Annotated in this window: 17 protein-coding genes; 15 read left to right on the forward strand and 2 right to left on the reverse strand. The window is 50.8% G+C overall.

Features of this window, described 5'->3' with window-relative positions:
* Positions 1 to 5 precede the first annotated feature (5 nt).
* The 13 genes from F384_RS25525 to F384_RS25590 all read left to right on the forward strand — a co-directional run bounded on the left by F384_RS25525 (position 6) and on the right by F384_RS25590 (position 12,296).
* Positions 6 to 386, forward strand: coding sequence for a TIGR03750 family conjugal transfer protein (locus F384_RS25525; protein WP_000268263.1), 381 nt, complete (start codon positions 6 to 8; stop codon positions 384 to 386).
* Positions 383 to 1,042, forward strand: a complete 660-nt coding sequence (locus F384_RS25530; protein ID WP_032676581.1) for a PFL_4703 family integrating conjugative element protein — start codon at positions 383 to 385, stop codon at positions 1,040 to 1,042. The genes F384_RS25525 and F384_RS25530 overlap by 4 nt, the downstream gene beginning before the upstream one ends.
* Positions 1,039 to 1,938 carry a TIGR03749 family integrating conjugative element protein gene (locus F384_RS25535; RefSeq protein ID WP_032676582.1) on the forward strand — a complete coding sequence of 300 codons (900 nt, stop codon included), beginning with the start codon at positions 1,039 to 1,041 and terminating at the stop codon, positions 1,936 to 1,938. Before F384_RS25530 ends, F384_RS25535 begins: the two co-directional genes overlap by 4 nt.
* Positions 1,935 to 3,461 carry a TIGR03752 family integrating conjugative element protein gene (locus F384_RS25540; protein ID WP_032676583.1) on the forward strand — a complete coding sequence of 509 codons (1,527 nt, stop codon included), beginning with the start codon at positions 1,935 to 1,937 and terminating at the stop codon, positions 3,459 to 3,461. The genes F384_RS25535 and F384_RS25540 overlap by 4 nt, the downstream gene beginning before the upstream one ends.
* A gap of 11 nt (positions 3,462 to 3,472) precedes the next feature.
* Positions 3,473 to 3,736 (forward strand): hypothetical protein, encoded by a 264-nt coding sequence (locus F384_RS25545; protein ID WP_305955352.1) that lies wholly within the window; start codon positions 3,473 to 3,475, stop codon positions 3,734 to 3,736.
* The gene (locus F384_RS25550; protein ID WP_000926982.1) at positions 3,720 to 4,136 is read left to right on the forward strand and encodes a TIGR03751 family conjugal transfer lipoprotein; all 417 of its coding nucleotides are present in this window, start codon (positions 3,720 to 3,722) and stop codon (positions 4,134 to 4,136) included. The genes F384_RS25545 and F384_RS25550 overlap by 17 nt, the downstream gene beginning before the upstream one ends.
* A complete protein-coding gene (locus F384_RS25555; RefSeq protein ID WP_032676587.1) occupies positions 4,136 to 6,952 on the forward strand; it encodes a conjugative transfer ATPase in 2,817 nt (938 codons plus the stop codon). The genes F384_RS25550 and F384_RS25555 overlap by 1 nt, the downstream gene beginning before the upstream one ends.
* Positions 6,949 to 7,356, forward strand: a complete 408-nt coding sequence (locus tag F384_RS25560; RefSeq protein ID WP_032676588.1) for a hypothetical protein — start codon at positions 6,949 to 6,951, stop codon at positions 7,354 to 7,356. The genes F384_RS25555 and F384_RS25560 overlap by 4 nt, the downstream gene beginning before the upstream one ends.
* 266 nt (positions 7,357 to 7,622) lie before the next feature.
* On the forward strand, positions 7,623 to 8,030 hold the full coding sequence (locus F384_RS25570) for a TIGR03757 family integrating conjugative element protein (protein ID WP_032676590.1): 408 nt from the start codon (positions 7,623 to 7,625) through the stop codon (positions 8,028 to 8,030).
* Positions 8,027 to 8,998 (forward strand): TIGR03756 family integrating conjugative element protein, encoded by a 972-nt coding sequence (locus tag F384_RS25575; protein ID WP_032676591.1) that lies wholly within the window; start codon positions 8,027 to 8,029, stop codon positions 8,996 to 8,998. Before F384_RS25570 ends, F384_RS25575 begins: the two co-directional genes overlap by 4 nt.
* Before the next feature lie 11 nt (positions 8,999 to 9,009).
* On the forward strand, positions 9,010 to 10,404 hold the full coding sequence (locus F384_RS25580) for an integrating conjugative element protein (protein ID WP_000709002.1): 1,395 nt from the start codon (positions 9,010 to 9,012) through the stop codon (positions 10,402 to 10,404).
* Between the two features lies 1 nt (position 10,405).
* Positions 10,406 to 10,744, forward strand: a complete 339-nt coding sequence (locus F384_RS25585) for a hypothetical protein (protein WP_032676594.1) — start codon at positions 10,406 to 10,408, stop codon at positions 10,742 to 10,744.
* A 10-nt stretch (positions 10,745 to 10,754) separates the two neighbouring features.
* Positions 10,755 to 12,296 (forward strand): conjugal transfer protein TraG N-terminal domain-containing protein, encoded by a 1,542-nt coding sequence (locus tag F384_RS25590; RefSeq protein ID WP_032676595.1) that lies wholly within the window; start codon positions 10,755 to 10,757, stop codon positions 12,294 to 12,296.
* 60 nt (positions 12,297 to 12,356) lie between these two features.
* Here F384_RS25590 and F384_RS25595 read toward each other — a convergent pair whose 3' ends face one another.
* A complete protein-coding gene (locus F384_RS25595) occupies positions 12,357 to 12,647 on the reverse strand; it encodes a hypothetical protein (RefSeq protein WP_032676597.1) in 291 nt (96 codons plus the stop codon).
* A 226-nt stretch (positions 12,648 to 12,873) separates the two neighbouring features.
* Here F384_RS25595 and ppl point away from each other — a divergent pair, with 226 nt between their 5' ends.
* Entirely contained in the window at positions 12,874 to 15,561 is a 2,688-nt protein-coding gene (gene ppl / locus F384_RS25600; protein ID WP_032676599.1) for an anti-phage protein Ppl, read from the forward strand.
* Positions 15,562 to 15,731: 170 nt separating this feature from the next.
* On the opposite strand, the gene F384_RS25605 is transcribed toward ppl, so the two are convergent.
* A complete protein-coding gene (locus F384_RS25605) occupies positions 15,732 to 17,561 on the reverse strand; it encodes a hypothetical protein (protein ID WP_032676600.1) in 1,830 nt (609 codons plus the stop codon).
* 447 nt (positions 17,562 to 18,008) lie between these two features.
* Here F384_RS25605 and F384_RS25610 point away from each other — a divergent pair, with 447 nt between their 5' ends.
* Positions 18,009 to 21,128 (forward strand): hypothetical protein, encoded by a 3,120-nt coding sequence (locus F384_RS25610; RefSeq protein WP_032676602.1) that lies wholly within the window; start codon positions 18,009 to 18,011, stop codon positions 21,126 to 21,128.
* Positions 21,129 to 21,330 lie beyond the last annotated feature (202 nt).

Consider the following 21,330-nt stretch of genomic DNA (forward strand, 5'->3'; position numbering starts at 1 on the left):
CCCATATGGCCGTCATTGATTTCCTCCCTGACAGACTGAACAACCCCCCCGTGGTCTGGAAAGGGTTCACATCCGGGGAGTTTGTGCTGGCGGCCGTCATCGGTGTTATTGCCGGTATCCCTCTGGCAATACCGTTAGCTCTGGTTCCTTTTGTCGGATGGCTGGCTTTTCCGACGTGCATGCTGCTGATGCCGCTGTTGGTTATTTTTTTTGGCGGCAACTGGATTGCCAGCTACAAGCGCGGTAAGCCAGAAAATTATATCTGGCAACGTCTGGAGGAATTGCGCTGCCGTGCACGTATGTCCCGAACCATGATTCTGGATAGCAGGGCGTGGGAACTTAAACGAACGAAACCTGTTCCGTTGATGCGCGGAGGGAAAGTATGAGTCGTTTTCGTAACGGTATAACCGCCCGCGATAATCATATTATTTCGTTACGTATCGCTTGTGTTTTGCTGGCTCTGGGGCTGTTCGTCACCAGTCTGGGATGGATGCGAGCGCCCTCGGAACTGACAATTCACAACCCACCCGACCTGCGTTCCGGCAGCACCCGAAAATGGTGGGAGGTCCCGCCATCTACGGTTTACAGTTTTGCTTTTTACATTTTTCAGCAACTGAATTCCTGGCCGAAAAATGGGGAAGCTGACTACACAGCCAAAATTGCCCAAATGAGCCCGTATTTGACGCCGTCCTGTCAGGATTTTCTCAATAAGGACGCCGAGATGCGCAAGAATAATGACGAGCTGCGCGATCGTGTACGCGTGGTATACGAAATCCCCCGTCGTGGTTACAGCAACCGCAGCGTGACCGTCATTGATGAAGATCATTGGGTGGTACGGCTGGACCTGGTAGCTGACGAATATTTCCATACCGAACCCGTTAAGCGTGCCCTGGCGCGTTATCCAATGAAAGTGGTTCGCTGGGAAGGTGACCCAGAGCGAAATCCGTTTGGACTGGCACTGGATTGCTATGACAGCGCGCCACAAAGACTTGAGGCGATCTCCTTGCCTGAGCCAGAACAAAAGTCGGGAGCATTCAATTGAAAAAATTCTCAGTGATCCTGCTGACCCTGGTACTGGTCTCAGCCGGAGCTCGTGCTGTTGAGCTTATGAAATGGGAACGGATACCGTTGCAGATTCCCCTGACTGTAGGGCAGGAGCGAATCGTTTTTGTAAACAAAAACGTGCGAGTGGGGTTTCCGCCCGCACTCAACGACAAGCTGCGTATTCAAAGCTCCGGAGGTGTAGTTTATCTCGATGCGAAAGAAGCCTTTCCGGTGACGAGACTGGAACTTCAGAACAAGGAAAACGGGGAAATACTTCTACTTGATGTTTCTGCTGCCCCCGGTAAAACCACGCGGGAACCTGTCAAAATTGTCTACGACGGAGAAGTGGCTACCGCTTCGGCGACCGATAAACAGACGGTCAGCAGTGATGGGGACAGTGCCGGCCGTCAGTCGTCGGCAGAGGCAAAGGCAGAAAGCCGGAGGCCCGCAAAACTCAATGCGCCGCTGCCCGTTGTCCTGACTCGTTATGCCGCACAGAACATTTATGGACCGTTGAGAACGGTAGAGCCCGTACCGGGAGTAAGTCCGGTTTCACTGAAGCTTCCCCCCCGGATCACCACACTTATGCCCTCTGAGTCCGTCAGCGTCACGCCGATGGCTGCCTGGAGTCTGCAGGGCAGCAGTGTAATTGCGCTGCAGGTGCGTAACCGATCAGCAGTAAAGGTCATCCTCGACCCTCGTTCGCTGCAAGGTCAGTTTACTACTGCGACTTTCCAGCACCGTTGGCTGGGGCGTGCCGGTACACCGGAAGACACGACAGTTCTATATCTGGTTACTACAGGACGTCCCGAAAGTGCCTTTATTGCTGAACAGCGTTTACCCGAATCTGAAGGAAAGGAGAGTAAGCGGAGTAACCGAGGAGCGCATAAATGAAAAAGCCTGCTTCAAACCTGCTTGTGAAAATTGCGGTTCCCGTCGTAGTGGTGGGCGCCATCATGATTGGGGTTAAATCCTGTACAGATAAAAACGATAAAAATGAAGCAGGCCAGAAAACCTCTAATGTCGCCCTTAAGGATCTGACACCAGAAGATCTCAAAGCGCTGGGTGTGGAAGGTGACACCGCGCAGGATACTTTGCGTACCCTGGTTGGTAGTTACCGTAAGGTTCAGGGGCGGCTTGACAGCCTTGAAAGCGATAATAAAACGCTTGCTGATGAAAATAAGGAGCTGAAAAAAAATAGCACCAATGTTGATCAGCAAATCAGCCAGGCTGTGGGGCAAGTTCGTTCCGAAGAGGCCCAAAAACGTGCACAACTGAGTTCTCAGGTTACTGATCTGAGCTCGCAGGTGAACCAACTTCTTGATCAACTCAAAAATGGGTCCTCCGGCTTAACGGCAGGAAATAAAGGTAACGCTGCAGGCAGCGATATTCCTGTGGGACTGGGTTATGACAATGGTCTGACCGGAGGCGCGGGAAATATATCTCAAACAGATGGAAACGGGTTGCAATGGGTTGAACCGAAAGATGGTATTGCCACGGATGCGAACGGTCGACCGGTCTCAGATAAAAACAGTAATAACGCGACTGGTTTTTCTTTTGCCACCTCCTTTGGCGCTGCAGGTGATGCAGCCAGGCAGGCTACGTCAGCAGTAAGTACAACGGTACAGAACAACATTCCCGGATCTGAAAAAAATGCCGCCCCTGTTTATACCCTTCCGGAAAACTCCACGCTTGTGGGTAGTCGGGCCATGACCGCGCTGTTGGGACGTATTCCCATTGATGGCAAGGTGACTGACCCTTACCCGTTCAAAGTGATGATCGGAAAAGACAACCTGACGGCAAATGGCATTGAATTGCCTGATGTACAGGGGGCGATCGTTTCGGGAACCGCTACGGGGGACTGGACGCTTTCCTGCGTGCGTGGCGCCATAACCAGCATCACTTTTGTTTTTACTGATGGCACTGTTCGTACGCTTCCTTCACCTGAGGGGCAAGGCAGTAATGGTGGTAATCAGAACAGCCAGGGTGGGAATAACAGCAGTATTGGCTGGTTGTCAGATGACAACGGCATTCCATGCATTTCGGGTACCCGAAAATCAAACGCTTCTACTTATCTGCCAACCATTGCCGTACTTGCAGCTGCCAGCGCAGCTGGTGATGCCGTGGCCGAAAACCAGAATACCAGCCAGACCAATGGCTATGGTGGTGTGACGTCAACGCTGACGGGGGATGCCGGTCAGGCAGTGTTGGGTAAGGCGTTATCCGGCGGTATGCGTGAGACCGTTGACTGGGTTAAAGCGCGATATGGTCAGACGTTTGACGCGATCTATGTACCGCCTGGACAAAAAGTGGCTTTACATATCACTCGTCAGCTGGCGATTGATTATGAAGAAAAAGGCCGCAAGGTGAAATATGACAATTTCAGCCTCGCTGGTAGCAGCACGGGCATGGACTGATGGGGATAAAGATGCAGAACAATAAAAACCTCGAATATCGGGTGGACTATATACCACTGGGTGGCCGTCTCTTTGCCGGTTTTGTCAGGTGTGATAATGGCAAATGGGAAGGTAGCAGGCATGAAGTCACCGAACAGGCCCTGCTCGCTGTCGGAAAGAAGCTTCTGAGCGAGGGTAATGGAATGCAGATGCAACTGCCTGATGGGCGAGTGTTTCGTCTGTCAGCTGTCATCAGTGATTCGGATGAAGCGGAGGTGCATGTTGCTCAGTTTTAATCATCTGGCCACCATTATGTTGGTCGTTGTACCGCTTGCCCTCTCGGGTTGCAGTACGTCAAAAGAGGAAATGTTGCCGCCTGGCGACAGCACCATGCTTGAATTATGGAACGATGGTGCATCGGCAACTCATGCTACCAACGAGAGCAGAACAACACTTCGCCGGCCAGTTACAGACAGCGAACGTGAGATCAATCAGCAGGTCAGTAACAGCTACAGCCGCACCCAGGAAAATGAAATTCAGCAGACGTTCCCGCGTCTGCCAAATCCTGACATGGTCATGTATGTTTTCCCGCATCTGGCTGGCGGGAACACGCCGGTTCCAGGCTACAGCACCGTCTTTCCTTTCTACAGCCAGGTACAGTATGCGTTGCCTGGTGAGCGAACGGAGGATCTCTGATGGCTTTCCCCCTATTTGGCCGACGTCGAGCGTCTCAGGATGCTCATCAGTACGGTAACGGTCCGTTTTCCGTCAGTGGGTATGAACCGCTTACCCGGGAAGGGCAACTGACTCATTCAGATGAAGCGCGTCTGTATTCCACTGCACCTTCCATTATCGATCATGTTCCATGGGGCGAGTATTTGCCAGAGCATGAATGCATTCTGCTTGACGATGGTGTATCCGTTGGGGCCGTATATGAGATTATCCCGGTGGGCACTGAAGGGCGCCCGGAAACACGTCTGGACGAGATCTGCAATATCGCTGAGAACGCCCTACAGGACAGTCTCCCTGAACTGGATGATCATCAATGGGTGGTACAGTTTTTCTGCCAGGATGACTCTGATCTCTCTACTTATATGGATACTATCAGAGGCTATGTCAGGCCAAGAGCTCAGGGAACCGCATTCACTAAAGCCTGGCTGGCTGAACAGGAGCGCCACCTTGAAAATGTGGCGGTGGAACAGGGGCTTTTTGTAGACGAGGCTGTCACAGGGGCCGCCTGGAGAGGGCAAATTCGCAGAACGCGCATGGTGGTTTACCGTTGGGTTGAGACACCGTATCGTGACCCCATGCCACCGGAGGTGCTGCTGAAACAGGTCTGCGATCGCCTGACAGCAGCTCTGAGCGGTGCCGGTATCCGGTGCGAAAAGCAGAACGGCGAGCAAATCCATAGTTGGCTGTTGCGCTGGTTCAACCCGGCGCCGGCGTGGGTCGATAAGAAAACATTGTATCGTTGCGCAAAACACTCCGATCATGCACCGGGCGATCTGCCTCTTCTGAATGATTTCAGCGAAAGCCTCTGGTTTACCCGCCCGCGAAGTGATGCCGAAAGCGGTGTGTGGTGGTTTGATGATGTGGCACATAAAGCTGTTCCGGTTGCCCGCCTGCGTACTGCACCTTCCACTGGTCATCTGACGGGGGAGGTAAAACGTGGTGATAATGTGAATGCCATTATGGATCTGCTTCCGGAAGGGACAGTTCTGGCCATGACCCTGGTGGTTCAGCCTCAGGACAAACTTGAAGAAAGTTTTGCGAGCCTGAGCCGCAATTCAATGGGGGAGAATGTTGATTCCCTGCGTGCTCGTGAAGACGCTGCTACAGCGCGTAATTTCCTGGGAAACAAACACAAACTTTACCGTGCGGCCATCACACTGCTTATCAAGGCTCAGGACAAGGAAACACTCGATAAACGGTATCTTGATCTCAGCAGTAAATTACTGAACTGTGGGATGGAACCGATAAATCCAGAACACGATATTGGCCCTCTCAGCAGTTATATGCGTGCGTTACCCATGTGCTTTAACCCTCAAATGGATAAACACAACTGGTACACGCGCCTTATGTTTGTACAGCATTTTGCATGTCTCGCCCCTATTTATGGTCGTGACACCGGTACTGGTCACCCGGGGCTTACGTTCTGGAATCGTGGTGGTGGCCCCCTGTCCGTAGATCCACTTAATAAAAATGACCGTACCCAGAATGCGCACCTGCTGCTTTTCGGGCCGACAGGTGCCGGTAAATCTGCCACTGCGCTCGATAAACTGGCTCAGATGGTGGCAATCTACCGCCCCCGTATATTTTTGCTGGAAGCGGGTAACAGCTTCGGTCTGTTTGGAGATTACTGTAATTCGCTGGGGCTCTCAGTGCACCGTGTCAGTATCAAGCCTGGTAAGGTTATTTCACTTGCTCCGTTTGGCGATTCACATCTGCTCATGCAGGCGAAACCTGAGACGCTAGTGACAAGCGAAGAGGCCCTCCCTGACATTGATGAAGATGATGAGGACAAGGACGAAGAACGTGACATTCTGGGTGAAATGGAGATTGCAGCGCGGTTGATGATCACCGGTGGTGAAGCAGCAGAAGAGGAGCGAATGACACGCGCCGACCGCGGTATGATTCGTGAGGCGATACTCATTGCGGCTCGTAAAGCGTTTGACGAAAACCGCCAGATGCTACCGGAAGATTTAATGTTCTCGCTTGAGAACATTGCCCGCGATGTCAGCATGGGAGAAGACGGCCGCGAGAAACGCACGCCAGCGCGACGTGCGCGAGCTGAAGAGATGGCAGAAGCATTACGCATGTTTACCGAAGGTTTTGAAGGGGAGTTGTTTAACCGTCCGGGCGCGCAATGGCCAGAGGCAGACGTGACTATTGTTGATTTAGGTACGCTGGCGCGTGAAGGCTATGAAGCTCAGATGGCCGTTGCTGTCATCTCGCTGCTTAATACGATTAACAACATCGCAGAAAGGGAACAGTTCAGCGATCGGGATATCATTGTGCCAATCGACGAAGCGCATATTGTAACTGCTAACCCGCTGTTGGGCCCGTATGCAACCAAAATTGTCAAAATGTGGCGTAAGCTCGGATCATGGCTGTGGTTGTTCACACAGAACCTGGAGGATTTCCCTGACACTGCGAAAAAAATGCTCAATATGGCGGAGTGGTGGATCTGCCTCGTTATGCCACCTGATGAAGTTGAACAAATAGCGCGATTTAAGACGCTCACAGAAGAGCAGAAGGCGATGCTGTTGTCCGCGACAAAACTTCCGAGAAAATACACAGAGGGAGTTATTTTGTCCCGTAAGGTACAGGCGTTGTTTCGTGCGGTCCCCCCCAGTTTGTACCTGGCGCTGGGAATGACTGAAAAAGAGGAAAAAGCCGAAAGACGGGCCATTATGAATGAATTAAATTGCCCGGAGCTTGAGGCCGCATTTCACGTTGCGCGCCGCCTCGATGAGAAACGTGGCATTGGTACTATTCAGGGGACAATATGAAAAAACTGATTATGGCGACGCCGATCGTTGTACCGGACAAGGCTTTTATTGCCTCTGTTATTTTTACCGTTCCGCCACAGGGTTCTGCCTCAGTCGGTGTGGCTGACAGTGAGTCGATTAAGCATCTGCAAGGGGAGATCGTTAAGAGACTGGAGCAGCCTGTATTGCTGTCGGTCTATCCTCACCGGGTTGGCCGGCGCAGCTGCGTTGCAGTGCACCTCAGCGACGTGCATGAGAAAACCCTGGATATCCTGATAACTGTTACCGGCAATACACTCTGGCCAGCAGAACAGGAGTACCGGTCGGGTATCCGATGGAATATCTGTGTACCCGATGCAACCGATATGCTCTGGGTTCTTAAGGAAATCGACAGGGTGACCTGTGACACCGGATGTGACTTATAACCCTCCGACCTTGCCAGACAGCGGTGTGTTTTCCGCTGTCTGGTAAGGGGGGAGGCTGCGGGTGCGGGCGGCAAAGAGCCCGCGTGTATTAAAGTTCCTGCATTTAAAAAATGACATTTCCAGCGATCTGAGATTTATGCTGACGTACAGATGATGAATTACCAGGGCAAGATTAATTATCATTTTTCACGTCAGAATTAATTACTGACCCCTCCTTAAAGAGAACGCACCCTGAATAGGTTTTTCACACTCAGGGAGTGTTTTTCATGAAAATGCCATTTTGCTGCCTGGCAGCACTGTTCCTTTCCGTCGGTGCCAGTGCCGGCACAGTGATATATACCGACTCCTCTCATGCCATAGCAGCAAATCCTGGTCCGGATGTCTCCGTTGTTGAGCTCGATGCGCCCGAACGTGCACAGGCTGACATTTTCGGTCAGTTATCTGCCGATCCCGTTCTTGCAGAACAACGTGCCCGGGCAGTGATCTCTTCCCCGAATTTCCGGCAGCAGCAACAACAACTGGCGGAAGCTTATGCGGGTGTCACTCATGCCTGGTCCCTCGGCCTGGAAAAATACCCGGCTGTGGTTTTTGATGACGTCTTTGTTGTCTACGGTACGACTGATGTCAACGAGGCGACCCGTCAGCTCGCTGCCTGGAAGGAGAAGAACCGATGAAATCTTTCTCCTTCCGCCCACGTCGACTGGCGATCGCCACATTGCTGGTTTGTTCCGGCACCATGGCCAGCGTCAATACAGCGAATCTTCTGGCCAGCGCGGCAAGTACAGACTGTATCAGCTGGCGTGTCAGTGGTATCTGCTACTGGTTATTGTGTACTCCATTTGGTTGCACGGTGAAAACCTCGGTAAAAGTGACGCATTTCATTCCGGAGGCTGTGGTATCGGCTTACCTCAATCCCGGAGATAACCCCTGGACTGAAATGGCCACAGTTAGTGACGCCGCCAGCGGTGCTGAAGGTTCCCTGCTGGAAAGTGTGACGGGCGTGAGTACGGGGGGCGGTCGTCAGGAGATGAAAGCTCCCGGGGAACGTAAGCAGAACCTGCATTTCTATTACGGCGACGCCTGGGGCCATCCAGCTACGAAAATCATTGGCGGTATGGTGCCGGGCTATTCATGCGACAGCGCTGCTACTCCTTTCATGCCCTATTTCAACAGCTCACTGGATGCTCTGGTCTGGCGAACGGGCGTCCCGGAGACCCTTTATCCCGAAGCACTCATCCCCGGGCAACGAGAAATCGGGGAAACCACATCCGGCAATATGTGGGGGAACGTTTATCCACGTAGCGGGTTTGTCACCCAGACAGACAGTTACAAATCAGCAGCGGTTGTAGTTCAGCGTGTCGCTGACGTCATTACCCGCTCCGGCCAGCTCCATGTCTACAACCCCCTTACGGGACAGAAGTCCCCGGGTTACTGGCCACCCGAGCCGGTAAAAGAAAATACCGGCACGAAAAACCACAAATGGCAGCGACTTTCGCCTCAGTTGTCCCAGACCTGTGCAGTGTTTCCCGACACCAATGGCCAGATTGCCCAGGACGGTAACTATGCCTGGGCATTGTGGCAACCGTACAGCTGCTGCAAACGTCGCGGCCAGACGTTCCTTTCCAGCACCGATTTCTCATAAAGGTTCAGAACATGAAAAAAGCAGGACTTTTACTGATTTTTGCCTCGCTGCCGGCAATGGCAGCTGATATCTCTTTGTCTTCATCGGGGGCGTCAGTTAGCGGTAACGCTATCAGCGATGGGCTCTTTTATTCTATTGGTGGTGGTTCGGTTATTTCACCCCCGCCCAGTCGTAACAATATGTCCAGGATAGGCATTAATGGTGGCCTTAGCAGTGATCTGATGTGTGGCAATTTCGACATCAAAACAACCGTTGGCAACCAGCTGAATGGTATTACCAGCGGGTTTAAGGATTTGATGGGGAATGTGATTCAGGGGGCGACCGGTGCTGTCATGAGTATGCCGGCAATGGCTATTCAGCGCGCAAACCCCGGGCTGTATGAAATGCTCACCAATGGCGTTCTGCAGGCCGGTTTGAGTTTTGATAAAGCGATGTTGAACTGTCAGAGCATGTCGAAGAAGCTGGCTGATTATACCATCGGCAATAAATGGCAGCAGGTAGCCGTCTCTGAAGAGTACAAAGATATTGTGGCCACAAGTGGTGGCGATGCGGTTTCCAGCGACCAGAAACTGCAAAAAGCAACCGGAGAGGAAGGCGTGACGTGGGTCGGTGGGCAGAAAAGGGGAGGTAAGGGGCAGCCCGCAATTCAACCCACTCGGGATCTGGCCAAAGCTGGTTATAACATGATGAATAATTTGCCAGTGACCAGTAACAGCAGCGTCGGCTCCTCGAGCTGCAATGGTACCGCATGCCAACGTTATAAATCTTCTGAAGAGGCCGCAGCGGCCGTTGTTAAAGTGCTTGGTGATCGCTCCATCAGGACTTGCCGGGAAACCAGTGAATGTACCAGTGGTGGAACCGATAACCAGCCGGGCAGTGCTGTCGCTGGTACTGGCTTTTCTCCCATCCTTGAGGATGCCACGAAAGAGAATCTGGAGCAGCTTAGTAAGCTGGTTAGTGGTGAACTGCAGCCCACCACTGATAACCTTTCCGCACTGAAAACCGGCAGTCTGGTTGTCACCCGCGGGGTAATTCAGGCATTACGTGACGATCCAGACAAAGCGGCCCTGGTTCAACGGCTTGCCGGCGAACTGGCGATGTCCGATACCGTTGAAACCGCGCTAACAATGCGCAGGATGCTCACCACCGGTGAATCCGAACCTAATGCTGCAGAGCAGCCGGAAGCTATTGCCGAGGGTGATCGCCGCATCGATGCCCTCGATCGCGAGCTGACGGCGCTGCGTAATGAGATGGAGTTACGCAAATCTATCAGCAATAACAGTCTGCTTACGGCACTGGAACGGCAGGGAACAAGGAATCAGGATAACCGTCTGCAGCAGAAAGCCGGTAACGAGGACCAGGGCTTCAGCCAGATGGGCCAGTCTCAGTCTTCCGGAGCAAACTGATATGAGACTTAACCCGCTCAGCGGCCATATTGGCCGCATTCTCCTTATGGTGCTGCTCATTCTGTTGATGACGGCCAGCATGTTTGCTATCGCAGCGGTATTTATGGCTTACGACCCTGATGGCCACATCACACGGCGCTGGTTGCATGACAGCCGATGGGGACTGTTTGCCTGGCGACTGGTTCTTTATGGCTGCCTTATTACCGCCTGGATACTGAAGGTACGCCCACAGGCATTAATCCGTTGGCCGGACGGACGTCCACGTCTTGTGCGTATGGAACTGATGGGGGTGTTGTTCCTGGTAGCCACAGAATATGTGGCCTGGACAAGCGCTGTGTAAGGAGAGGACGATGACAGCAAACAGTTTTCTGGAATATTTTCTCGTTCTCTTTGGCTGGGTAATGAACAATGCCATGTGGAGCATTCTCAGCAATACGGGACTTTTTGCATTGCCACTGGTGGTCAGGGTTCTTGGCGTCTGGCTGAAAGTGAGGGAGGAGGGGGCTGACGAGGGGAACAAAGGGCTCCTTGCCCTTCCGCGAATCGAACATGCACTGTATGTGTCTTATCTTGTGATGCTCTTTTGCTGTATTCCGCTGTTGCCGGTTGATATCAGCACAATCAAGTTCGACAGCTCGCGCGCTAAACAGTGTGGCGTCAGTGTGCCGACGCCACAGAATTCCGGCTACAAGGGACTCGTTAATGATTTTGACGGTCGTACGGCCGAGGTTCCAGTATGGTGGTATCTCCTGCATATGATGTCGAAGGGTACAACGCAGGCAATGATTGCATCAATCCCATGCGGTACGAATTTGCGGCAGATGCGTTTTGACGTTCAGAACACGAAGCTGCGTGATCCTGTGTTGCTGCAGGAGGTCCAGGAATTTGCAGATCAATGTTACTCGAGAGCATATTTCAGGTTGAAAAACAGCAACAGCCAGCTCAGTGATGCCACCATCAACTCTGTGGGCTGGATAGGTAGCAGCTACTTTCTGAATACTACCGGATATTATGACTACTACACGGCTATGACGCCACGTAGCCAGTGGCCTTACAACAGCAGCCGGGACAGTGGCTATCCAGATACTGGCGCAGGTGGATATCCAACATGTAAGACGTGGTGGTCCGATGGTACTTCCGGGCTTCGCAAAAGAGTTCTGGCCAGCTTTAGTGATAACACACGTAAGGAGATGCAACGCCAGTTCCCCGGACAGCAGTGGGAAGAAATCGCCCTACGCTGGCTTGTCAGCCCACGTAACGCAGATCTGTCCGGGGGCGGTACCACTTATGCTGTTGGCAGTAGCGATACAACCACCGGAGTAGTTGGTAATCTTACACGCCTTACCTCGTCTATTGGTCTTGGACTGAAACAGGCCGAAGCGTTACCTGGTTTTGATGCATTGAAACAGGCATTGCCAATGATTCAGGCATTATTGTTGATGATGGTAATCACGGTCATACCGGCATTACTGATGTTCAGCGCCTACGATCCGAAAACTATTTTTACTATCTCCTTCGCGTTATTCGCTCTTCAGTTCATCACGTTTTGGTGGGAGCTGGCAGGCTGGCTTGATGACAGATTGATCACCATCCTCTATGACAATATGGCTGAGCAGGGGATTGCAAACAGCTCGGTGCCTTTCGCGGCTTTCTTTAGTTCAACGGCTGATGGATGGATTATGAACCTGGTTCTGGGGATGATGTACTTGGTATTTCCCGCGTTTTGGGTAGGAATGCTTAGCTGGATTGGCGTTAATTTGGGAACAGCAATAACTACTGGATTAGAAAAAGGTGGTTCTCAACCACAGCAGGCGGGAGCCGAGGCTGGAAGAGGAGCTCAGCAGATTGTTACAGATAAAGTCGGGGGAGCTATAAAAGGAAGCTTCAAATAGTAGTATTCATTCCATAGAGGACTGCCCATAGAGGACTGCGCGATATTTGAAACGCGCAGTTCATCTATTATCAGTCCATTTCCTATCTTGATCTGCCCATTCAGCCCTTTCTTCTTCCCAACGTGCTCTCCATTCGTCATTTCGTTTTTTACGTTCGGGAGTTATGGTCAGAATATTTGCTATACCATCGAGTACGGAGGTTCCACATGCATTGGTTGCACTGGTTAGTGCAATTGGCTCAGGTTTTTTCCGCTTTAACTTGGACTCATCACAAACGATATTGCGGCGTTTTGTGGTGAAGCGCGCAAAGGTGCTGCTTAGGTCATCTTTATTGAAACCGTCTTCGCTCATGGCAACGACTCCTCATTTTGTCTTTTTGTCTAATAAATAAGCTACTAAAAATCCCCTTTACACGCAAATTATAAAGCGCTATTGGGGGAGGGTATCGGCTCACCTGCGCGTTCTTTGGCGGCGAGCTCCAGCCCGCAACCTAAGAATATATGACGAAATGTTTCTGGATTACTAGGTGAATGCTTCTATAGTGGGATGACTTCTGGCATCACATGGAAAAGAAACAATGACGGTAGGATCACGCTGGTTTAAATTTGATTTTCATAACCATACCCCGGCCTCAGATGACTACAGAGTACCGGATCTCCAGCCCCGGGAATGGCTGCTGGCTTACATGCGACAGCAGGTCGACTGTGTTGTCATTAGTGACCATAACAGTGGGGCCTGGATTGACGTTTTGAAAGCGGAACTGGCGAACATGTCCCGGGACGCCAGTTCCGGTGAACTGGCAGACTTCCGGCCGTTGACTCTGTTTCCGGGGGTGGAGCTCACGGCCACCGGCAACGTCCATATCCTCGCAGTGTTGCACACCCAGAGCACCAGTGCCGAGGTGGAACGGCTCCTGGCCCAGTGCAACAACAACTTCCCTATTCCGCGTGAAACCCCCAATCATCAGCTTGTGCTCCAGCTGGGACCTGCGGGCATCATCAGTAATATCCGTCGTAACCCGGAAGCGATTTGTATCCTCGCACACATTGATGCAGCGAAAGGCGTTCTGACAAGCCTTACTAATCAGGGGGAATTGGCTGCCGCTTTTCAGGCAAACCCTCATGCTGTGGAGATCAGACACAGGGAGGAGGATATTACGAACGGGACTCACCGGCGTCTGATTGCGGATTTGCCATGGCTCCGGGGATCAGATGCGCACCACCCTGAACAAGCGGGAGTGCGCACTTGCTGGCTGAAGATGTCCGCGCCTGATTTTGACGGTCTCAGGCATGCATTACTCGATCCGGAAAACTGCGTGTTGTTCGATGATAACCCTCCGGAGGCACCAGCTTCACATTTGCGAAGCCTGACATTCAGGACTCGACTTTGCCGGCCGGCGGACCAGAATGGGGCCTCCGTCGAGTTCAGTCCGTTTTACAACGCGGTGATCGGCTCCCGGGGCAGTGGTAAGTCCACGCTTATCGAAAGTATCCGTCTGGCCATGCGAAAAACCGAAGGACTGACTGTGTCTCAAAGCAACAAGTTGAGCCAGTTCAGTCAGACGGGGATGGGCATGGAGGCGGATTCTTTCATCGAATGTGTATTCCGCAAAGAAGGCACCGATTTCAGGCTCAGCTGGCGGCCCGGTGGTCGTCATGAATTGCATATCTTCAGCGAAGGTCAGTGGGTGCAGGACAATCACTGGTCAGCAGACCGTTTTCCCCTCTCGATATACAGCCAGAAAATGCTCTACGAGCTGGCGTCGGACACAGGGGCATTCCTGCGCGTCTGTGACGAGAGTCCGGTGGTCAACAAACGTGCCTGGAAAGAGCGCTGGGATCAACTGGAAAGAGAATATCTGAATGAGCAAATCACGCTGCGTGGTCACTTGGCCAGCCAGACGATCGCGGGCACACTGCAGGGGGAGCTGTCTGATGCTGAACGGGCCGTCAGTCAGTTGCGGTCCAGTGCGTACTATCCAGTTTGCACCCGTCTGGCCACGGCCCGGGCTGAACTGTCTGCGGCGACTCTTCCTCTGGAGCATCATGAACAGCGTGTCGCTGGCCTGAGGGCGCAGGCGGAAGAGTCAGTACAAGTCCCGGTTCTCCAGGTGGAGGCGTCTGCACCACTGACAGCATTTATGACGCGTCTTTCGGACGTACAGCAACAATATGAACAGCGTCTTGACACGCTGTTGTCAGACTATGCCGCGGAACTCGATGCCATCAGGCAGGAGCCCTCTCTTCTCGCACTGGAAGAGGTGGTCCGCAACCAGGAGGAAACCGTACAACGTGAGGCTATTGCGTTACGGGAGCAGGGGCTCAATCCGAATGTCCTCGATGAGCTGATGACACGTTGCGAGTCGCTGAAATCGGAGCTGAGAAATTACGCCGATCTTGACGGGACGATTGCTGCCTCCGCAGCGAAGTCCGCAGAATTGCTGGCTGAAATGCGTAACCACCGTATGGTACTGACCGAAAAGCGGAAGGCGTTTCTGTCCTCCCTGTCTCTCAGCGCGCTGGAAATAAAAATTCTGCCGCTCTGTGCCCCGTATGAAGACACTGTATCTGGCTATCAGGCGGTAACCGGCATAGGCAACTTTGCCGAACGTATCTATGATAATGGTGACGGAAGCGGGCTGCTTCACGGCTTTATCAGTCTGCGTCCGTACAGTCCGATGCCAGCGGCTACGGAAAGCAAATATCTTGAGCTGGATAAGCTTAAAGCGCTGCATCTTGCTATCAATCGCGAGGAGCCGGGCGCCGGGGCAGAGCTTCACGGTGCTTTCAGAAATCGCCTTAAAGGTCTGAATGAAGCGCAACTGGATGCCCTGCAATGCTGGTATCCGGATGACGGGATCCACATTCGTTACCAGACGCCCGGGGGAGGAATGGAAGACATTTCCTCTGCCTCACCAGGACAAAAAGGGGCGAGCATGTTGCAGTTCCTGTTGTCGTATGGCACCGATCCACTTCTGCTGGATCAACCAGAAGACGACCTGGACTGCCTGATGCTAAGCATGAGCGTTATCCCTGCCATCATGGCAAACAAGAAACGCCGGCAGCTGATTATCGTGTCGCATTCTGCCCCAATAGTCGTCAATGGTGATGCGGAATACGTTATCAGTATGCAACACGACCGCTCTGGCCTGTACCCGGGGCTTTGTGGAGCGCTTCAGGAGACGCCGGTGAAGGCGCTGATTTGCCGACAAATGGAGGGAGGGGAAAAAGCATTCCGTTCCCGTTATGAGCGGATACTAAGCTGAGAAACTGTACCATCCCTAGGGCAGACAGACGTGTCAGAAGAGTAGCACCTGCGTGCCATTGAGTGTTTGAAAACCCGAACATTGGCCCCCATCATGCTGTTGGAGGCAGCATGATGGGGGCCGATGAGGCCTGTGAGTTACCCTTTCCCCTGACAGCCGTCACCAGAGTGTCAGTGGTGAGCATTGAGCCATGCAATCAGAAGTGCATCGCTACGGGAAAGCGTCCCATTTTTCAGCTGATTATCAATGGCTGTGTACAGTTTTTTTTCAGTGATTCCGTGAAGGGGGTTCAGTTCCCTGAAAACTGACTCACTGGTAAACTGGCACCGGGTAAATGCTTCCTCAGCGGTACTGACGGTTGGGTGGATCACCACAATATTAAACAACGCGCTGATGGTTGCCCGCAGATAGTGTTCAAGGTTCACCGTCAGCAGGTCAATGTGCGGGCTGGTGCCTGCATTGTGCACGATGGTGTTTCTCAGCAGATACAGGCGGTGAAGATGCCGGGTGACTTTCTCTGCATGCTGCTGCAGTTTATCCGCCATTTTCTCGGGTGACGCACAGATCCCGGCAAGCTTACGCACTCGGTACATGACATACGGAAAGTGCTGTAAATCTGCCTGAAGCTCCCGGGCCCGGTCTGCATCTTTAAGAAGGGCATAGAGCTGCCCCAGTGGAAGTGAGGCAATGTCTGGTGTGCGTAAGGGGTGTCCCGGTTCTCGCAGGATGAAGCGAAGCACTTTTCTTAGTGAAAAAAGCTGTTTAACAATATAATCCAGCACCATGCAGGGAGCCACAACGCTGATGACATGCTGTTCATGTGATGGTGTGCCAGGGGCAACCCCTAGCGTTAATGATTCAAGTGCCGACCAGTAAGCGGTGAAACGACTCTCCTGAACCTGGCTTTCAATACCGTTACGGAAAAACCGAAATACGGAGCTGATTTTTTTACGGGACACATCCGGTGTATCTGTGAATAGCCGGTTCATCGCCACCATAAAGCGCGCAAACTCCTCGTCCGTTAACCGGTCCGAGTTTGCCTCGATTTCATTATCGAAGCGCGGCACTTCGGCTTCGTCTTCATCCCTGATTATCATGAACTGTTTCTGGACGGTGATATCTCCCTTACCCACCATGTAGGCAATGACATCCAGGGATTCACGAAGCATCTGACCGGCCATGTTACGGGCAGATGTGTCAGACATTGAGCAAACTGGTATATCGACAGAGAGGGAGAAGCGTTGTCGGGCTTCATCAAGTGGCCGGAACACACATCCGTTGAACTGCAGTGTGGGTCCTTGCGTGTTAAGCAGGGTGTGCAGTTTCTCACTGATAATAAACATCCGGACTGTTACGTCCCGGGTAGGTGTTACCAGTTTCTGCCGGAACGAGTGAAAGGCGGTCCGGAAAGCGTCCGGTTCAGTACTCACATTTCTGAAAATATTGATGTACAGCAAGTAACATTCCGTAAGCGTCATTCCCCGGGTGAGGAGCACACTCATGACCCCGTTCGTCAGTGCGTAAATATCCCGCGCACAGTTTTCATCCAGAGGGTGCTCTGTAAACAGCTCCTGTTCAAGCATCTCAAGAGCCTCAGTGATATAACTGGCCTCGGTGATATCCGCCAGTTGTACGCAGAGGCTACAGATAAGACGAGGACGCTTTTCCACCGGGCTGCGAGTGGGGTCAACCAGCAGATCTCTGTCCAGAAGACTCACCAGTTGAGCGGGGATGTCCTCAAATGCCTCTCTCCTGAGAACTTGATCGGTCTCGAGTAACTCGAGCAGTTCTGTGGCCACCCGGAGTCTTTTTTTATCGGCACTGAAACGATCTTCCATTTCGTAAAGAAACAGCAGTTCGCGGATTGTGTTGAGTGGATTGCTGTATCCGACACGGTCCGTATCCGGGCTGTTTTTATGGCAGAAGTTGGACCAGCATTCAGTAAAATAGAGCTGACGCTCGGTAAGCACGTCCCTGTTCAGACGTCGGTCGATACGCATAGGTCTGGAAATCTCTTGTACGGTGAGTTATGATTCATTCATACCATATTTAAATCATCTGCCGCCATGCGGGGGATGTCACCGAAAAAAACGGCTCTCCCTTCTGTCAGTGGCTCAGTCCCGGGAAGGCTCAGGGCCTCATCTTCAGAAAGCCACCCTTACTGGTGGCTTTTTTTTCAGCAGTCCGGGATCCTTGTTTCACCTTGGCACTCCTAGAAATTGCAGGTTGTAAAGCTCACAGTATTACATCATTGCTAAAATTGCATTGTATTCCGATTTTGTCTCTGATTATGCAATGTTCTGTTTCCCTTCGATCCGAAAAAAGCATAAATCGGATAATAGGGTGACGAACTTTGCATGAAGGGCATCAGGTGACATTTTCCAGAGAAAAAAAGCTCCCTACCGCTTATTATTCATGAAATTTCTTATGGAAAACGCAGGATATCTATGTTTGGAAAACTTCTAAAAAGTGTCTCATGGCAGGTCAGAGCTGAGCTCCGACGGAGCCTGAAGTCGAACCGGGATTACAAAAAACTACGCTGGAACCCGGTGGAGAGAATACTTATTGCCTGCACCACCCATTACATCCGGGCTATGCTGGTTCTCTGGTCCGCAGCCTTCGCGGCTGTTGGCGTGGTCGAATATTTTCGCCCTGTACTACTACCTTTCGCTCTGCAGCATTTCAAGGGTATTACCACGCTTTCAGGTTGGATGTCTAATTTACTGGGTAGCCAGTTGACTATTATCGGTATCGTTTTTCCACTTGTCGTGGGCCTTATAAGTGTTCTGTTTCAAAAAAAATCAGCAAGGATCCATATCCAATCAGCATATCAACTTCATTCCGGATATTTGTTTGCTGGTCTGAGTGGACTGTCACTTGCCGCATTTATTGTGTTGGGCGGTATGACGTTATCTGTTGGTGACAGATACCTTAATACAGCTTTCGCCGTTACTGCTTTTGTGTGGATGCTTTTCAATATTATTCTGTCTATCTGGTTCTTCGTCTCCAGTCTGAATGTCCTGGATGAGAGCAAGCGCGATCGACTAATGAATAAGTTTTTTTTGTCTCAGATAGTGGATGACTACATTCAAAAAGCATATATTCTGGCGTGGCTGCGCTACCCGGGGGCTAACGTAGGTGAAAATTACCTCGGTAATATTAAAACACTGCCTTACTCAATCTCTGAGAAAGACGACATGCTTCATGTTAAATCTAATATCAGTAAAGGTGATGTTGTTACAGATATTTATGTTAGGCCATTTTTATTTCTGCTGAGAAGGCTAGAGGCGGTAGATGGGCAGGATGCGGAAATTATCATTTTGCCCTCCTTTGGTGTTCGTTCTGGTGAACTGACTTTATTGTCATCGAGAAATATCAAGCCTGTTTCAGGATTGTGGCGGTGGTTATTTAGCCGTTGTATTGTAACAGGGCGCCCTGAGAACAAAAGGGATCTGGATGATATTACTTTTGATTTCTTTGGTGAGGCTTACGATGCACTTAACGATAAAAATATTAGCGTCTTCAGAACAGGGATTGAACGATTAACAGATACCTATACCTCTATCAAAAGAAGTTACAATTACGGGGTCGATAAAAATTATCTGGATGAAGTAAAAGAATCAGGTTTTAGCCATACTTTCAGTGATTCATTCCATTATGAATTGAGAAAGTTTTTTCGTGAATCCGTAAAATCAACGGAATATTCAGGCGAATATTTCCGTGAATCGATGGCCATTCCATTGCAAGTGTACAGAAAAACACAGAGCACGTGTTTTACCGATTTCAGACAGTTTTTACTTTCGCTTTTCAGGGTGTGGCATGTGTTAAACGAGTGGAAAGCGGGACTGGGGGGCCCCCTCTCGGCCAGCCAGGAGCTGACTCACCAGGCCCTTATCCGCGAGTATATCGGACTGTGGGAAGGCTGGAGTATGACCACGATCACTGGCAAACCCGGGAGTGAAGATTCTTCTGGCCGCCTGATGTATCATCTGCATAATACCGCCAGGCTTCTTATTCCGTCAGTGGTTGCCGATAATGCCTCTTCCGTGCGATATGCTCACGACGTTCTCTGCCTCTGGTTTAATCAGAGCCGGTTTACACGGTACTGGGAGGAAGAGTACCGCTGGCACAGTTTCTTCCTGACTCCGGATTATCTGTCCCAGAAGGAGACTGATCCGCAGTGGGATATGTTACTCAGGGGCAGCCTGTATAAAAAAGATGCGGCCTTGTCCATTATATTTTCAAATGCCTTATCTGATTTGCGGTTGTTAATGGCAGGGTATCTTATTGCGCATTTTGAACCGCAAAAAAATATAGACTTAGCCGATCTTGTGAATCATCTCATTATGTCTGAATTATATGAAGATAGAGATACACATGACACGCTGACGCCTGCATTCAGATGTTCTGTCGATATCATTGACATGATACTGAGAATTGAGCACTGTAATCTGCATACGAATACAAGCTGGTACAGTGGGTTATCCGAAACCATTGAGGTTATGAACTCATATAATGAAAGGCCTTACATTCCTGGGCGTATGTATACAGGAGTATATGAAGATTTAGGGAGTCTCTACGGGGCGTTTGCCTTGCTGGCTATAAAGCTCGCAAGGCCTGCGGAACAGGTTACACAGCGTGTTAATGAAGCCCTGGCGGGAGGGTTGTTTTCCTACTTCAGTAAACACAGAATAATTTCTATTCTTGAACGACTGAAGCGAGACCCTTCAGTCCCTTATGAAGGCTATATCATTTCAGAAGCAGATTATGTAACGAATGTGGTTTTTTTTAATGATGTTCTGGATAAATACATTGATGTTTTCAGTCGTAGTAAAATGGCAGATATCCTTGCTGCTGAAGTAGACCAGGAACGACTGCGGAATACCGATATTCGTCTTACAAAAGAATCCCCAGAAATATTGACTGAACATGCTCTACTTAAACATTTCAGCTTTTCTCAAGATACAGAGTGTAATCGCCACTGGCAGGTCAGATTTATCTCAGGCAATGTTTCCAAAGAGTATGTTTCCAGAGAGATAAATCGTAATTTCTACGGAGATTTTCCGTCTGTATCAGATGTAAGGTCAAATATTCTCAACGAACTGCATTATTTACTGTGGAAATCACAGGCCAAACTAACGATGAAAGTTAAAAGCCTGGATGTTCTTCTAAAACAAGTCGCGCGACGGTCCGCTGATCAAAAGAATTACATTCTGGTGATCTATGGTTCTTGCTTCAGTGAAGAATTGAGAGATCTGGCCTATCAGCGGGAAAGACATGCAGCTTTTGACATACATGCTGATGCGTCAGCCAGGGGTATCCACTCTCTGCCCTTCAGGGTAAATAACTGTATTATTTACCTTGTCCACAATTCCGAACAGGAGTATTCACTTATGGTCAGCACGGAATCCTTTGGTGAACTCAGGCTGTTCAGGTATCCGGATGGAACCCTTTTCAACACCTTCTACCGCAGCAGCGACGATCCACTTGAAGGTGTAATGAAAACGCTCTGGGAGATGGAGATGGAAATCACTGATACACCAGTGGCGCGGTTTGAACATCGCTGATCAAAATTACGGTGACCCCTGATGGGGTCGCTGTTTAATTGAATTAGAGTTATCAATCAATACAAATTTTGCTCCTCAGGGAATAATCACCAATTCGCAACAATCCTTCTCTTTTAGTGCTATTCATACAATAATCCCTTTTCCCCGCTCCTGAGATCCGAAAAAAGGTTGACCCGGATCTGCTTCCCCCCTCCGGGGCGCT

The organism is Citrobacter amalonaticus Y19, from assembly GCF_000981805.1.
Lineage (GTDB): Bacteria > Pseudomonadota > Gammaproteobacteria > Enterobacterales > Enterobacteriaceae > Citrobacter_A > Citrobacter_A amalonaticus_C.